Below are 14,613 nucleotides of genomic sequence, written 5' to 3'. Positions count from 1 at the left end.
AATGACCTTCGCGGCAGGCTCCGGGTCCCATGGGACCGAGCATGACGAATCCCTGCCGATTCCATACCTGACCTCTGGAAGGCTTCTTCATGAATGATGTTCAAGTGCAGTCCAATCTGCGCGTCGCCGAGGTGGACGGTTTCGAGATCGCCGTCGATGTGTACCGCCCGGACATCGATAATCCGCCGGCGGTGATCTACCTCCATGGCGGAGGGTGGCAGCTCGGCGACAAGAAGGACGGCGCCGACGACCGCCTCGCGCGACTGGCCTCGTACGGCATCGCCGTGGTTTCCGCGAACTACCGTCTCGCGCCGCAGGGTTCGTACCCGAACCCGATTCACGACGTCAAGGCCGTCGTGCGATGGCTGCGCGCACACGGAGCTGAGCTCGGGGTATCCACCGACCGGATCGGGGTGTGGGGCGCATCGGCAGGCGCATACCTGGCCACCATGGTCGGACTGACCCCCGGCGACGACGAACTCGAAGGTGTCGTAGGCGACGATCTCGATCAGTCCAGCCGAGTCGACGCCGTCGTCCATTGGTTCGGGCCGTCCGACCTGGCTGCCAACGCCGGCCGAAGCTGGATCGAAAGCCACCTTCTCCCACCGCCGTTCGAGAAGGCCCTGCTCGGCGAAGACGAGGTCGCGGCGCCGTCGGACACCTCCTGGAACGCCAGCCCACTCAGCCGCGTGACCTCACTGGCCCCGCCGTTTCTGATCGCGCACGGTGACCGCGACCGGATCACGTTGTCCGCGCAGAGCCACGCGCTGCACGACGCCCTGGTCAGCACCGGCGCCCGTTCGACACTCCTCGTGCTCGGCGGCGCGGGCCACGAAGGACCCGAGTTCGACCAGCACGACCACCTGGGGATCACCGCAGCCTTCCTCTCGGCCCACCTTCGCGGCTGAACCCCACACAACGTCACCATCGACAACACTCGAGGAGAAAAACAATGACGCAGGATGCAGCGGTCGAGCAGCAGCGACCGCCGGCCGGTATTCCGAGTTTCGACGACGATCTCCACGTCGACGCGGTGCTCGTCGATCCCTTCCCCACCTACGCAAAGCTGCGAGACGCCGGCCCGGTGGTCTGGCTCGAAAAGTACGGGTACTACGCCTGCGCCCGCTACGACGAGGTGTCCTCGGTGCTCTCGGACTGGGAAACCTTCACATCCCGTGAAGGCGTGGGATTCAACCAGTTCTTCAATGGAATCACCGAGACCAGCCTGCAGACCGAGGGCGATCACCACGACGAGATCCGTCAGGTCGAGGGATGCCCCATCAAGAAGGGACCGCTCGAAGAGCTCAAGCCGCGACTGAAAGACTTTGCCGAGAACCTGGTCGAATCCCTGAAGGGCAAGGACCACCTCGACGGTGTCGCGGACGTGGCGATGGCGATGCCCATCGAGATCGTCACCGACCTGGTCGGCGTCGAGGGCGTCACCCAGGAGCAGATGTTCAAGTGGGGTGTCGCCGGATTCGACAGCATCGGCCCGCTGCACGCCCCGCGTACCCAGCCTGCCCTGGAAACGATGATGGGGTACATGGAGTTCGCCGACGAGAACTTCCCGAGCAATGTGCGCGAGGGTGGCTGGGCGGATCAGCTGTTCAAGAATGGTGCGGCCGTCGGCTGGCCCGAGGACTTCGCCCGCGGAGTGATGAACGACTACATCTACCCGAGTGTGGACAGCACCATCAGCGCGATCGGGATCGGCCTGCTGCTGTTCGCGCAGCACCCGGACCAGTGGGATCGTCTGCGAGCGGACCGTTCCCTGCTGACCAGCGCGATCCCCGAGATCGTGCGTCTGGCATCGCCCTTGCAGTTCTTCACCCGGGTCGCGACGAAGGACACCGAGATCGCCGGCGTTGCTATTCCGGAGGGCTCGCGTGTGGTGGTGATGTACGGGTCCGCGAACAGGGATGACCGCAAGTTCGAGAACCCGGATTCGTTCGACATCACCCGGGACCCGGCCGGTCACCTCGGCTGGGGTCGCGGAAAGCACGCGTGCCTGGGTAAGCCGCTGGCACGGTTGGAGATGATCACGTTGTTCAACGTGCTCGCCGACAACGTCGAACGTTTCCATGCCGGCAAGTACCGCTTCCAGCCGAACAACATCATCCGCAGCCTCGGTGAGCTGGAACTGTCCATCACCTGGGCGCAAGAGAACTAGCGAACCGACGTCCTGACGTCGTCCCTATCAGGTAGGGAAGGAAAGAGAAGATGAAGATCCAGATCGAGTACGGAATGTGCGATGGCCACGGTGAGTGCGTCATCGCCGCCCCCGAGGTCTTCGACCTCAACGACGACGGTGACGAGGTGATCCTGTTGGACGACTCGCCTGCCGAGTCGCTCCGCGACAAGGTCAACGCCGCGATCAAGCTCTGCCCGGTCGCTGCCATCCGCGTCGAGGGTTGAGCCATGACCAATACAGTGATCGTCGGCGGCGGGTTGGCCGGCCTCCGCGCAGCGCAGCGGCTGCGTGAAGCCGGCACATCCGAGCTGATCACCATCGTCGGGGACGAAAAGCATCGCCCGTACAATCGCCCGCCCCTGTCGAAGCAACTGCTCGCCGGAACGATGTCGGCGGTCGAATGTGAATTCGACACCGCCGCGGACGATTTCGAATGGATCTTGGGAAACGCGGCGACCGCGCTGGACGTGGAGAATCGGCGGCTGAACCTCACCGACGGGGAGATCGGCTACGACAAACTGATCATCGCGACCGGTCGCGGCGCCCGTTCTCTTCCGGGTCTGCCGGAGATGGACGGCTTCCACGTGCTGCGAGGCCTCGATGATGCGATTGCCCTCCACACCGCCGCCCAGCACGCCCAGAACGTGGTCATCGTCGGCGGCGGGTTCATCGGGTGCGAGGTCGCGTCCAGCCTCCGCGTCAACGGTGTGCAGTCGGTGACCATAGTGGAGCGGGCGCCGACTCTGATGCCCCTGCTCGGTCCCGAGATCGGCCGTTTCGCCGAGCGCCTGCACCGAGACCACGGCGTCAACGTCTACTGCGACACGGCGGTGACCAAGTTCGACGGCGGCAGCCGAGTTGAGCGGGTCGAACTCGACAACGGTCAGATCCTCGAGGCCGACCTCGTCCTGCTGTCGTTGGGTTCGGTGCCCAACACCGAGTGGCTGACGGGGTCCGGTCTCGAACTCGACCAGGGCAGTGTTGTGTGTGACGAGTTCTGCCACGCCTCCGGGCATCCGGACATCGTGGCAGTCGGCGATGTCGCCTCCTGGACTCATCGGGGCGTCGGAAAGCGGGTCCGGATCGAACACTGGTCGAACGCGGCCGATATGGGTGCCGCCGCGGCGGAAAACCTCTTCGCCGCGGTCGGCGGGAAGACGCCGTACTCGCCGATCCCGACGTTCTGGTCCGACCAGTACGGCATCAGTTTCAAAGCGGCCGGTTTCGTCACCATGGTCGAGACCTTCGTACCGGTCGACACCGGCATCGAGGGCAAATGGAACTGGGACGGGTTCGGTGAATCCGGTCTGGTGGCCGGGTTCACCGCGAACGACAACAAGGCCTTCGTGAAGTACCGGCGCACACTCGCCGGGGCGGGCACGAAATCCTGACTTGACCCGAGACTGCACCGGAGACCGATCATCGGATCGGCTCCGGTGCAGTTGTTCCAGGGTCAGCGCTGGCGATACTGCCCCGGGCTGATCCCATACCGATTGCGGAACGACCGGCTGAAGTGCGAGGTGTCCTTGAAACCCACCCGGCTCGCGAGTTCCCCGATGGTGATTTCGGTGCTCAACAAGATCATGCGAGCGCGTTCGAGGCGGGCTTGGAGAAGCCACTCGCTCGGCGTGCTCCCGGTGCTCTGGAATATCTTCTGCAGGTACCGTAGCGAGATCCCCAGTTCGGCGGCAGCTTCGGTGATGGAGAGGTTTTCATCATGAAGCCGGGTTTTCAGAAGATTCTGCGCGCGATGTAGGTCCACAGTGTGTGCTTGCTGTGTCGGACTGACAGCCCCACCGGTATCGGCCAATGCGGTCACGATCATGTCCATAGCCGAGGCCGACAGGGCGGTTGCCGACGCATTCGGAACCGCGGCATCGAGAGCGGCGATTTGCTGCAGGAACCTGCTCACGACGACGCCGGCCCCAGACACTGCTGACACCGGCTGAGCCATGACCCGGTCGACGTCCCGCTCGGACATTCGTCCCAGCAGCAAGGGGCGGGGAACGCGAACAACGATCTGCTCGAACTGCTGTGGAAAGTCGAACCTGAACGGCAGCCCGGCATCGATGACCGCGAACGACCCCTTGTCGAGCCATATCGATCGTCCATGCTGTTCGATCCGCCCGGGACCCCCGGTCACCGCGCACAGAAAGTAGTCTTCTGAGTCGGTATCGGCGATCATCGCCGGCGTCCGTAGAACCGAATGTGCATGGGCGCGAACTGTGCTCAACGACAGATCCCCGAACTGCCGTGTGCTCAGTCTCGCTTCGAAACGGCCCCGCGGCGATTCCCACTGCGGGTCCATCTCGCAGTAGGTTTCCGCGAGGGCATCCGTCCACCATTCGCGGCCGCCGGACATTTCCTGGCGCACCGGTGTGGGTGGCTGGGCGTCGTCAGGTGCATCGTCGACCTGCTCGTCACGCTTCGACATCGCGTATCACCTCCTCAGATGAACGCAGTGTTACACGATCAAGGCTACCGTTTACCTCCGAAGGGATTATCCGACGTAACAGGTACCCGGCGGGTTCAATTGTTCGGATACCCCGGACACGACCGTCGGCGCACCGACGTGGTGCACGCGCGTGCGCGTGCACCACGTCGGAACCAGGTCAGCCGGTGATCTCGCGTCCAAAGATCTGCCGGGCGAGCACCCACTTCTGGACCTCGTTGGCACCCTCGTAGATCTCGCCGATCTTGCTGTCCCGGTAGAACGCCTCCACCGGTCCATCGGTGTCGTCGGCCCCCAGGGATTGGGTGAAGCCGAGCCCGCCAAAGGCCTGCACGGCGTCGCGGGCCATCTCCACGGAAATCTCGGTGCCCCGCAGTTTGGCCATCGCGGCCTCCGGTTCTGGGAAGGCGACACCGGAGTCCAGACGCAGCGCCGCCTTGAGGTACAGGTCACGCGCGGATTCTATCGCCGTGGCCCGATCGGCCATCAGGAACTGCCAGTGCTGCTTGCCGGCCAGGGGGCCACCGAAGGCGTGGCGACGCGCGAGATGAGCGGCGGTATGGTCGAACGCGGCCTGCGCCATCCCGACCCCGGCCGCAGCGATGCCGATCCGCCCGTAGGTGAGGGTCTGCAGGGCGATCTTCAGCCCGCCGCCCTCCTCGCCGAGCATCGCGTCGGAATCCACCTGAACCTGGTCGAGGATGACGTCCGCGGTGATCTGCCCCTTGTTGCCCAGCTTGCGGTCGGGGGTGCCGATCGTGACGCCGGGGGTGTCGGTGGGCACGATGAAGGTGCTCAACCGACTCCCGGTGCGCGCCAGTACAACGACGAAGGCGGCGACCGCGGAGTTCGTGATCCACCGTTTGCGGCCGTTGAGTACCCAACCGGTGTCGGTCGGGGTGGCCTCGGTAGTGACCGCGATCGGGGACAGGTCGCTCGAGGCGCCGGGCTCGCTGGTGGCGAAGGACCCGACGATCTCCCCGGCCACCACGGGGGCGAGCCAGCGCCGGCGTTGCGCGTCGGTGCCCTGGTTGAGTGCGTTGCCCGCGAGGATGCAGTGCACGTCGAAGATCGCGGCGACGCTGTTGGAGTAGTACGCGAGTTCCTCGACCGCGACGGCGGTCGCGGTGGCGCGGTGCGTCAGGTCGTCGCCACCGACATCGCCGGAGAAGGGGATGCGGAACACTCCGGCCGAGGCCAGCGAGTCGAACGCGTCCCGGGGGAAGCCGTCGATGCGTTCGTCGCCCCGGGCGATGCGGCTGGCGATCGGAGCGATGGTGTCCGCGGCGATCCGGCGCACCCGCCGGCGTACCTGCGCGGTCTCGGGTGGGGAGAGCAGATCGTGGTAGAGCCGGTCGGCGATGCGCGGCGGATCGAAGGTGTCGAGATCGGTGTCAGCCTCGACGGCATGAATTGTGGTCACGGGGGGCTCCCAGAGAGAAGTACGACTGTGTCTCTACTGGTCTACGGTCACCGGGCGCCGTGGACAACGCGGTGTCGGCAATGCTGATCGACCCCCGACCTGTCGATCAGCATTGTTCGGACACTCCGATCAGCGCGCCGCGCGGCGTTCGGCGACGGTGACGTCACCGGCAGCCCAGTGCGTCTCCGGTACCTCGCGGATGACGACCCGGATGTTCTCCTTGGGCGCGTCGATCGCCCGGTGCGCGGCCTCGGTCAGTTCGTGGATCAGGGTCCGGATCTGCTCCGGGGATCGGCCCAGACCGATGGTGACGTCGATGAACGGCATGCGCTTATCCTCCCGAGATGGTGATGGAACCGAGCGAGGTGAAGTGGGCGGCGACCCGGGCACCCGGTTCGACGGCGATGGCGTCGGTCATCCCACCGGTCAGCACGGTCCACCCCGCTTCGATGGCGTGGCCCCGCTCGGCCAGGGTGTTCGCGGCGAACGCGAGCGCTTCGGCCGGGTGTCCCTGCACGGCAGCCCCGGTGGCGGTGTCGACGATCTGACCGTCCACCTCGAGCAGACACGCCTCGAGCGCGAGGTCGAGGTCCTCGGGTCGGCGGAGGATCGGCCCGGTGACGTATACCCCCGACGAGTTGTTGTCTGCCACCGCGTCTTCGAGGGTGAACTTGAATCCGGCGTAGCGGCTGTCGATGATCTCGATCGCGCCGACCACCCGGTCGACCGCGGCCAGTGCCTCTGCGGCGGTGACGCCGGGGCCGGAGAGCCTGCGGCCCATCACGAACGCGATCTCCGGTTCCGCCCGCGGGTGGATGAGCCGGTTGCGGGGGACCGGGTCACCGGCGGGCAACGCCATGACATCGGTCAGCCAGGCCACCGAGGGGGCGTCGACGCCCATCTGCCGCTGCTTCGCACGCGAGGTCAGCCCCAGCTTGACGCCGGTGACGATCTCCCCGCGGGCCTTGCGCACGGCGAGCGCGATGTCCTGCGCCTCGTAGGCGACGGGCAGGGTCAGGCCCGGCCATTCGGCGGACAACGACGTGCGGGAGGTGGTGGTGCGCTCGGCGTCGAGGAGGATGTCGGCGATGCGGCCGGCGCTCCAGCGATCGGCGGCCTGCTGTTCGTTGGTCACTGCTCTTCTCGCTTCCCGAGGATGGCGGACACGCTGCCGAGTCCGTTGATGTTCGCGACGATGGAATCGCCCGGCGAGATCGGGAAGGCCTTGGTCATCGACCCGGGCAGCACCACATGGCCGGGCTCGAGGGTCACCCCGAGCGGGCCGACGGTGTTGGCCAGCCACACCAGCGAGTTCAGCGGGGAGCCCAGCACGGCGCCGCCGGCGCCGGTGGCGACCAGGTCACCGTTGATGTGCAGGGTGCAGCCGGACAGGCGCAGGTCGAGATCGCGCAGCAGCACCGGCCGGCTCCCGAGCACGACGCCACCGGAGGAGGCGTTGTCGGCGATGGTGTCGAAGATGCCGATCTTCCAGTCCCGGATCCGGGAGTCGACGATCTCGAGTGCCGGAAGCACGAAATCGACGGCGCGGACGGCGTCGGCGATGGTGACGCCGGGTCCGGTCAGCGGGCGCCCGAGGACGAATGCGGTTTCCGGTTCGATCCGCGGCTGGATGTAGGACGAGGCCGGAATCGGATGGTGTTCGAGATGGAACATGCTCGCCGTCAGATGACCGAAGTCGGGTTGGTCGACCCCCATCTGGCGTTGAATTGCGGCGGACGCGAGCCCGACTTTGTGTCCCTTGACGGCGTCGCCGTCCTTTTCCCACTGCTCGACCTGAGCCTGGGCGATGCGGTAGGCGGTGGACAGTTCCGCCTTCGCGAACTGCGGCGTCAAGGGGTCGATCGGCGTGCCGCTGCGGTACGCCTCCAGCAGCCGCTGCGCGGCTCCTTGTACCTCGTCGGTGGACATGAGACCTCGGGCTTTCCTCGGACCGTCCCCGTGGCGCCGTCCCAGCTCCGCGGGGTGTGAGCTGTTGCACTGACATCTCACATTGGGGCACTATGGGCCGTTATGCAAGACGAATGTGCCGATGACCGGCACAACACGGCCGGTGCTGCGGCGGCCGGGGACGCAGGGTCCATCGCCCGGGCGGTCGCCGTCCTCGACACACTCGGTGGGGCCGAAGGGGCGCTCGGGGTGTCGGAGATCGCGCGCCGCTGCGGGCTGCCCAAATCGAGTGTGCAGAGAATGCTCAAGGCACTGCACGGCGCCAAACTGCTCGAACGCGAGGGCACCCGGTACCGCCTCGGGCTGAAGCTCTTCGAGCTCGGTCAGCACGTACCCCGCCAACGCGATCTGCGTGAAGCGGCCCGCCCGTTCATGGCGGACCTGCAGGAAGCGACCGGCCACTCCGTCCACTTCGCGGTCCTCGACGGTGACAGTGTGGTGTATCTCGAGGTTCTGCACAGCCCGAACGCGCCGCCGCTGCCGACGCGGATGGGCGGCCGCTGGCCCGCACACGGCACCGGGATCGGCAAGGCGATCCTCGCCTTCTCCGACCAGGCCGTCGTCGAACAGATCCTCGCCGCGGGCCTACCCCGGCTCAGTGAACGCACCATCGTCACCCCGGGACGGTTCGCTGCGGAACTGGCCCGGATCCGCGAGCGCGGAGTGGCCTACGACCTCGAGGAATCGCGGGCCGGTGTCGCCTGTGTGGCCAGCCCGGTCTTCGGATTGGGCGGTCAGGTCGTTGCCGGAATATCGGTGTCCGGGTGGCACACTCGCATCAATCTCGATCATTCGGCGGCCGCCGTGCGGACCGCGGCGCTGAGTCTGTCGCGGTATCTGTCGATGCGGTCGGGCTGAACCTCGCTCAGCTGACGGCGGCGACGGTCGGATCGTCACGTTCGGTCTGTAGCACCGGGTCCGCAGAGTTCGCGATCGCCCGGGAGATCTCGGCGCCCGCGGCGACGACCGCGTTCTTGAATTCCGTTTGCGCAGGGACGAACCGGCTCGCCGGCACACTCATGCTCACCGCAGCGACCACCAGTCCCATCTCGTCTCGGACCGGGGCGGCGACACAGTGCACCTCCGGTACCGCCTCGCCGGCATCGAACGCGCACCCGGACCGCAGAACCGACCGCAATTCCTGCGCCAGGGATGCCGGGTTGATGATCGTCGACGGGGTCAGGCGCCGCAACGGCTTGTTGGTGATGTTGCGCTCGACCTCTCCGGGATCACACTGTGCCAGAAGAACCTTGCCGACGGCGCTGCAATGTGGTTCCAGATGGGCGCCCACCCGGGCGCCGGCCACGTTGATGACGTGATTGCCGAGCACCTTGTCCACATACAGCACCCGGTAGCGTTCCATGACGGCCAGATGTGTGGTCTCACCGTACTTGTGCGCAAGATCCTGGAGAACCGAAGCGGCACAGGAACGCACATCGACGGTGCCCTTGAGGGTCTGACTCAACTCGACCACCCGCCAGCCGATCCGGTAGCGGCCACGGGTGCGGCACTGCAACAGCCCCGTCTCGACGAGCGAGGACAGCAATGCGTGAGCACTCGACCGTGGCACGTCGATGGCCACCGCCACCTCGGACGCGCCCCATTCCGGGCGCGAGACGGTGAACAAATCCAGCACGGGTCCGATCTTCTGAACCGTTTGAAGGGGGGCCACACTACTTCCTTTCACTTCACGACGACCTCGGGCGCCATCGCTCCACGAGTATGTGTGGCAGCTCACAGTGTGGTCCACTTGCTCGTGCCGCTGATCGGCACAAATGCGTATCTCGGTTCGGTCACCGGCCGCCCCGGCGTAGTGTCACCCCAGTTCAACTGGCCATTTCGGACCATCGGTGCGGTGACGTCACCTGCTGTGCGTAATGCCGGAACTCGAGCCACTGCAAGGGGTCGACCGCCGCCCAGGGACCGCGGCAGCGGTCGAGCTGCTTCACGATCTGGTCGGCGAGCAAGTGTGGGGTGAGCGCGTGCAGTTCGGCCGCGGAACCTCGCGGCACCGGTCCGAGTACGAGGTCGTGCGGCGATCCCGAGGGACGCCACACTTCATTGGCGACGAACTCCGACGAACTCGCAGGTAGTCCCGCCAGCACTGTGCGGTCGCGAAACAACTCGAACGTGTAGATCACCGCGTCGTAGCGGGCGAGGAGATCCCCTCGACTCACCGACGCGAGATCGGGAACCACGATGGTACGAACGGTCGATCCCGGCACCCCGTCATTGCGTGCACCGCAGTCACCAGAGGCTTCCTCCAACACATCCACCGACATGTTTGCGCCGCATCGGCGGGTAAGAGCGTCGAGGAGCCCTACCGCTCCATCACCCCCACCCACCATCGCGACGCGTGCCGGCGTCCGCCGCTGCGAACTGCCCCCACTCATCCGAACTACCGAAGCATGTCCCATGACACACACTCTGTTAACTTCGCTGGCCATCGGTGATCTCCATTCGGCTATCCCGGACAAACCGGGACGTAACCACGCCGCAATGCCGGCAAATCCATCTCAGCGTGCCGGTCACCGGTCTGTGTTCATAGCGTGAGGACCTCCGCGACCCACTCGAGGAGGATCAGCCCGTGGAAGCGCACGATGTTCCCGACCGACTGATTCCCCCGCACTGGTCGCCCGCGCAGGTAATCTGTGCAGCCTTTGCAGCGGCAGCCACCGCGGCGGGGCTGCTGGTCGCGGTTGCGGGCGCGACTGTGGCGGGTCTCGGTCTGGTCGTGACCGGCCTGCTCACCTTCGCGGTGATCCCGGTACAGCGAGTGGTAGGGCCGTACCTGGTCGTCAGCGGTGTGATCGAACTCCAGATCAGTCTTCTCGGCAGGTCGGACGCGCAACCGTTCTGGTCGCACGATCACCTGACGGCGGCGACAATCGCCTACGGCGTCGCCGGAATCGCGGCGGTAGCCGTGGGGTGCGGCTTCTGCCGCATCGCCTCGTCTCGATACCGGCGGTCGTTTTTCGGCGACCAGTGACGTCGACGGTACCTAGAATGGTGTCATCGCAGCGCGAGGAGACCGCATGGGCAAGGACTTGGCAGCCCGCACACGGCGCATCGACGAACCGGTCACGGCGCCGTAGGACCTGCCATGCCGGACGAGGCCACGGAAAGCACGCAACGCCAGATCGACGCCGACATTGTCGCCGAGCTATCGGCCGAAGGTTTCGAAGATGCGCGGATTGCAGGCCGCGGCGGGTTCGGCATCGTCTACCGCTGTCGGCAACCATCGCTCGACCGCCTGGTCGCCGTGAAAGTGCTCAGTCCCGAGCCCGACCACACGGACCGGGCACGGTTTCTGCGGGAACAGCAGGCGATGGGCCGATTGTCCGGGCACCCGAACATCGTGCACGTCCTGCAAGGCGGAATTACTTACACCGGACGTCCCTATATCGTGATGCTGTTCCATCGCCGCGATTCCCTCGAATCCTGGATCGCCAAGCACGGGCGGTTGACGGTCGCCGAGACGTTGGCCGTCGGCGCAAAACTGGCCGGCGCTCTCGAAACTGCGCACCGTGGCGGTGTGCTGCACCGCGACATCAAACCCGCCAACATTCTTCTGACCGAGTACGGCGAACCTCAGCTCACCGACTTCGGTATCGCCCGCATCACCGGCGGTGACGACACCACGCAGGGAGTGGTGGCCTGCTCGCCGGCTTATACCGCCCCGGAACTGCTCACTGGTGCGGCCGCGTCCACCGCCACCGATGTCTACGGCCTCGGCGCGACGCTGTTCACCGCCCTCTCGGGGCGACCTGCGTACGCCCGTCGCCGCGGCGAACAGGTCTTCGCCCAGCTTCTGCGGATCGGCACCGAACCGCTTCCCGACCTCCGAAACGAGGGAATCCCCGACCCGGTGTGCGCCGTCATCGAGACAGCCATGGCCCGAGACTCGGCTGACCGCATCACCACGGCCATCGACCTGGGTTCGGCACTGCAAAGAGCCGGCGAGCAGATCGGTATTACTGTGGCAGACCTTCCGCTGCCGCTGGCCGGTGACGACGAGCGCCCCTTCCACCCGCCGGACGAAGTTCCGACGACCGGATTGCCGGACTACCGCCGCGGCACCACGCTTCTCGACACCCCACCACCGCCGCCCAGTGCATCCACGAAATATCGGCCGCCGGTCACCCCGGGGGCAACGGTGGTCCGCGCCCAACTGCTCGACCGACTCAGCCGAGGCGGTCGTCCGCGCCTTGTACTCATCCACGCACCCGCAGGGTTCGGCAAGAGCACACTCGCCGCCCAGCGGACCGACGCCCTCCGGAGCGAGGGTGTGGCGACCGCGTGGCTGTCGATCGACAACGACGACAACACACTGGTCTGGTTCCTCACCCACGTCGTCGAGGCCATTTCCGTGGCACACCCGGCCATCGGCCGAAAACTGGTTCGTGAACTAGAGATCCACGGTGCGAGACTGGAGAGGTACGTGCTGACCTCGCTCATCGACCATCTGCACGCAGCGGACCAACACGTCGCTCTCGTCATAGACGACTGGCACCGTGTGACGAACGAAGACACGCGGTCGGCGCTGGCATTTCTCCTCGAGCACGGCTGTCACCACTTGCACCTGATCGTCACCAGTAGAACTCGACTCGGGCTACCCCTCAGTGAAATGAGCGTCCACAACGAACTACTCGAAATCGATTCGTCAGCAATGCGTTTCGATGTCCGAGAGTCCATGCAGCTCCTCGTCGACCGCACCGGACTCGATCTGCAGGAACCCGACATCATCGAACTCGAACAGTCGACAGACGGATGGGCAGCGGCTTTACAGTTGGTGTCCCTGGCATTACGCGACCACCCGCACCCACGCGAACTGATCGACCACCTCTCCGGAGGAAATCGCGCGATCGGTGAATACCTGGCCGACAACGTGATCAGCAACCTCGACCCTCGAACACTGGACTTCGTCCTTGCCACCTCCGTGACGGAAAAGACCTGCGGCGCACTGGCATGCGTGCTCACCGGCACCCGACAAGGCCAGGCCGCACTCGAAGACATCGAAGCACGTGATCTATTCCTGCGGCGCCTCGACGACGCAGGGGAGTGGTTCCGCTACCACCACATGTTTGCCGAATTCCTCCAACGCCGCCTCGAACGCGACGACCCCGACCGCGTCGTCGAACTCCAACGACGAGCAGCGCAGTGGTTCGCCGACCGACACCTTCTCAGCCAAGCTGTCGACCACTACCTCCGCGCCAGCGACGACGACGCCGCCGTCGCGCTCGTCGAGAACAATGCGATGGACCTACTCGAACAATCGCAGATGGGAACCCTCCTCGGCCTGGCCGAAAAACTGCCCACCAAGAGAACGACCGCACGGCCTCGTTTACCTATCGCGCTCGCGTGGGCACACGCGCTACTACACCATCCCCGCGAAGCCGACCGCTATCTGAACGTCGCCGAGACACTACTGGGTAATGACGAAGGAGACCTCACCACCGCGGACATGCGCGTCGAGGCCGCCTTCATCCGCGCCACCATCACAGTCTTCGACGACAAGAGCGATGGCCTCGACGAGGCCGTAGAGGGATGCGTGGCGCGCGCGGAAACACTACGGCCCTGGGTACTGTCCGGGGCGGCCGACGTCGCGTCGTTCCACGCGATCTGCCGTTTCGATTACGGCGAGGCCCTGCGGTGGCAGAAATGGGCGCTGCCTTTCCACCAGCGATCCAGTGGACCCTTCAGCGTCATCTATGGATATTGCATGGCCGGGATCGCAGCACGAGAGCAACTCGATCTCCCGGCTGCAGAGGAGAGCTTCCGGCACGCCATGCACCTGGCAGAAGAGGCGGAAGACGATCTCGGCTACGGCTCACGACTGACCGCGGCCCTGCTTGGAGACCTGCTGTACGAACAAGGTCTTCTGGTCGAGGCAGATCGACTTCTCGACCGCAGCCATACTCTGGGGGCGGAGGGCGGCACCGTCGATTTCATGTTCGCCACCTACGGAACGGGCGCCCGACTGAAAGAACTCCTCGGGCAGTCGGGCGCGGCGAAGGCGCGACTCGACGAGGGGATTCGGTTGGCGCAACGACTAAATTTGCCTCGACTGGCAGCACGGATCACCAACGAACGAATCCGATCCGCTACCGGCTGGGACCCTTCCAGCGCTCTCGATACCACCAACGATGGGTGGACTCATTGCGACCGAGACAACGGACTAGCCGTCATGACCGCAGAACTCGACGAGGACTCCGCGATCCGCACAGCTCTGAAAACGCACGGACCCGACGATGAAGTCGACGCCATCTGCGCGCGGGCGCACACCCTGGTCGCGTCGATCGACCGCAACGCCCGGCCACGAGCATTCCTCCATGCCGCGTTGCTGGAGGTTGAAACCCTCGCCGCCGCAGGACGAGACGACGATGCTTCGACTGCGCTGGTGCCCCTCGCCGCCCAGTGCGCTCGACTCGGCCTCATCCGACCGATCCTTGACGCCGGTCCTGCGGTGAATCGTCTGGTAGATCGTCTTCGAACACAGGTACCGGGTCACGCGGGCGCGACCACTTTCGCCGGCATGGCCGAATACCTGGCTCAACTCGCGACGCAGCCCACCTGAGG

Annotated in this window: 14 protein-coding genes; 7 read left to right on the top strand and 7 right to left on the bottom strand. The window is 65.6% G+C overall.

Annotation, left to right across the window (positions count from 1 at the left end):
* Positions 1–89 precede the first annotated feature (89 nt).
* From JWS13_RS12585 to JWS13_RS12570, 4 genes are read left to right on the top strand one after another with little or no spacing between them, the layout of a single operon-like run.
* Entirely contained in the window at positions 90–908 is an 819-nt protein-coding gene (locus tag JWS13_RS12585) for an alpha/beta hydrolase (RefSeq protein ID WP_206005816.1), read from the top strand.
* A 44-nt stretch (positions 909–952) separates the two neighbouring features.
* Positions 953–2,170, top strand: coding sequence for a cytochrome P450 (locus tag JWS13_RS12580; RefSeq protein WP_087561717.1), 1,218 nt, complete (start codon positions 953–955; stop codon positions 2,168–2,170).
* A gap of 50 nt (positions 2,171–2,220) precedes the next feature.
* Entirely contained in the window at positions 2,221–2,415 is a 195-nt protein-coding gene (locus JWS13_RS12575) for a ferredoxin (protein WP_087561716.1), read from the top strand.
* Between the two features lie 3 nt (positions 2,416–2,418).
* Positions 2,419–3,582: an NAD(P)/FAD-dependent oxidoreductase gene (locus JWS13_RS12570; protein WP_087561715.1), complete on the top strand. Its 1,164-nt coding sequence runs from the start codon at positions 2,419–2,421 to the stop codon at positions 3,580–3,582.
* 62 nt (positions 3,583–3,644) lie between these two features.
* Here the strand turns inward: JWS13_RS12570 and JWS13_RS12565 are convergent, their stop codons facing one another.
* From JWS13_RS12565 to JWS13_RS12545, 5 genes are all read right to left on the bottom strand, one after another.
* Positions 3,645–4,625, bottom strand: coding sequence for an AraC-like ligand-binding domain-containing protein (locus JWS13_RS12565; RefSeq protein ID WP_206005815.1), 981 nt, complete (start codon positions 4,623–4,625; stop codon positions 3,645–3,647).
* A 178-nt stretch (positions 4,626–4,803) separates the two neighbouring features.
* Positions 4,804–6,066: an acyl-CoA dehydrogenase family protein gene (locus tag JWS13_RS12560; RefSeq protein ID WP_206005814.1), complete on the bottom strand. Its 1,263-nt coding sequence runs from the start codon at positions 6,064–6,066 to the stop codon at positions 4,804–4,806.
* Between the two features lie 129 nt (positions 6,067–6,195).
* Positions 6,196–6,393, bottom strand: a complete 198-nt coding sequence (locus JWS13_RS12555) for a tautomerase family protein (protein WP_087561713.1) — start codon at positions 6,391–6,393, stop codon at positions 6,196–6,198.
* Between the two features lie 4 nt (positions 6,394–6,397).
* Positions 6,398–7,201: a 2-keto-4-pentenoate hydratase gene (locus JWS13_RS12550; protein WP_206005813.1), complete on the bottom strand. Its 804-nt coding sequence runs from the start codon at positions 7,199–7,201 to the stop codon at positions 6,398–6,400.
* The gene (locus tag JWS13_RS12545; RefSeq protein WP_087561711.1) at positions 7,198–7,995 is read right to left on the bottom strand and encodes a 2-keto-4-pentenoate hydratase; all 798 of its coding nucleotides are present in this window, start codon (positions 7,993–7,995) and stop codon (positions 7,198–7,200) included. The genes JWS13_RS12550 and JWS13_RS12545 overlap by 4 nt, the downstream gene beginning before the upstream one ends.
* A 102-nt stretch (positions 7,996–8,097) precedes the next feature.
* Between JWS13_RS12545 and JWS13_RS12540 the strand changes: the two genes are divergently transcribed.
* Positions 8,098–8,892, top strand: coding sequence for an IclR family transcriptional regulator (locus tag JWS13_RS12540; protein WP_206005812.1), 795 nt, complete (start codon positions 8,098–8,100; stop codon positions 8,890–8,892).
* Positions 8,893–8,899: 7 nt separating this feature from the next.
* Here the strand turns inward: JWS13_RS12540 and JWS13_RS12535 are convergent, their stop codons facing one another.
* Complete coding sequence (locus JWS13_RS12535) at positions 8,900–9,706, bottom strand: IclR family transcriptional regulator (protein ID WP_206005811.1); 807 nt, start codon at positions 9,704–9,706, stop codon at positions 8,900–8,902.
* A gap of 154 nt (positions 9,707–9,860) precedes the next feature.
* Complete coding sequence (locus JWS13_RS12530) at positions 9,861–10,232, bottom strand: hypothetical protein (RefSeq protein ID WP_206005810.1); 372 nt, start codon at positions 10,230–10,232, stop codon at positions 9,861–9,863.
* Between the two features lie 389 nt (positions 10,233–10,621).
* Here JWS13_RS12530 and JWS13_RS12525 point away from each other — a divergent pair, with 389 nt between their 5' ends.
* Together JWS13_RS12525 and JWS13_RS12520 are read left to right on the top strand one after the other, a co-directional pair.
* The gene (locus JWS13_RS12525) at positions 10,622–11,023 is read left to right on the top strand and encodes a hypothetical protein (RefSeq protein WP_206005809.1); all 402 of its coding nucleotides are present in this window, start codon (positions 10,622–10,624) and stop codon (positions 11,021–11,023) included.
* Positions 11,024–11,137: 114 nt separating this feature from the next.
* A complete protein-coding gene (locus JWS13_RS12520) occupies positions 11,138–14,611 on the top strand; it encodes a serine/threonine-protein kinase (RefSeq protein WP_206005808.1) in 3,474 nt (1,157 codons plus the stop codon).
* Positions 14,612–14,613: the final 2 nt, after the last annotated feature.

Source organism: Rhodococcus pseudokoreensis (genome assembly GCF_017068395.1).
GTDB classification, from domain to species: domain Bacteria; phylum Actinomycetota; class Actinomycetes; order Mycobacteriales; family Mycobacteriaceae; genus Rhodococcus_F; species Rhodococcus_F pseudokoreensis.
Note: the sequence above shows the minus strand (reverse complement) of the source record. Positions and strands in the feature narration are given on the sequence as shown.

Coding starts and splice junctions, on each gene's coding strand:
- JWS13_RS12585 (WP_206005816.1), top strand. CDS start 90: ATGAATGATGTTCAAGTGCAGTCCAATCTGCGCGTCGCCGAGGTGGAC.
- JWS13_RS12555 (WP_087561713.1), bottom strand. CDS start 6,393: ATGCCGTTCATCGACGTCACCATCGGTCTGGGCCGATCCCCGGAGCAG.
- JWS13_RS12520 (WP_206005808.1), top strand. CDS start 11,138: ATGCCGGACGAGGCCACGGAAAGCACGCAACGCCAGATCGACGCCGAC.
- JWS13_RS12575 (WP_087561716.1), top strand. CDS start 2,221: ATGAAGATCCAGATCGAGTACGGAATGTGCGATGGCCACGGTGAGTGC.
- JWS13_RS12545 (WP_087561711.1), bottom strand. CDS start 7,995: ATGTCCACCGACGAGGTACAAGGAGCCGCGCAGCGGCTGCTGGAGGCG.
- JWS13_RS12570 (WP_087561715.1), top strand. CDS start 2,419: ATGACCAATACAGTGATCGTCGGCGGCGGGTTGGCCGGCCTCCGCGCA.
- JWS13_RS12565 (WP_206005815.1), bottom strand. CDS start 4,625: ATGTCGAAGCGTGACGAGCAGGTCGACGATGCACCTGACGACGCCCAG.
- JWS13_RS12540 (WP_206005812.1), top strand. CDS start 8,098: ATGCAAGACGAATGTGCCGATGACCGGCACAACACGGCCGGTGCTGCG.
- JWS13_RS12580 (WP_087561717.1), top strand. CDS start 953: ATGACGCAGGATGCAGCGGTCGAGCAGCAGCGACCGCCGGCCGGTATT.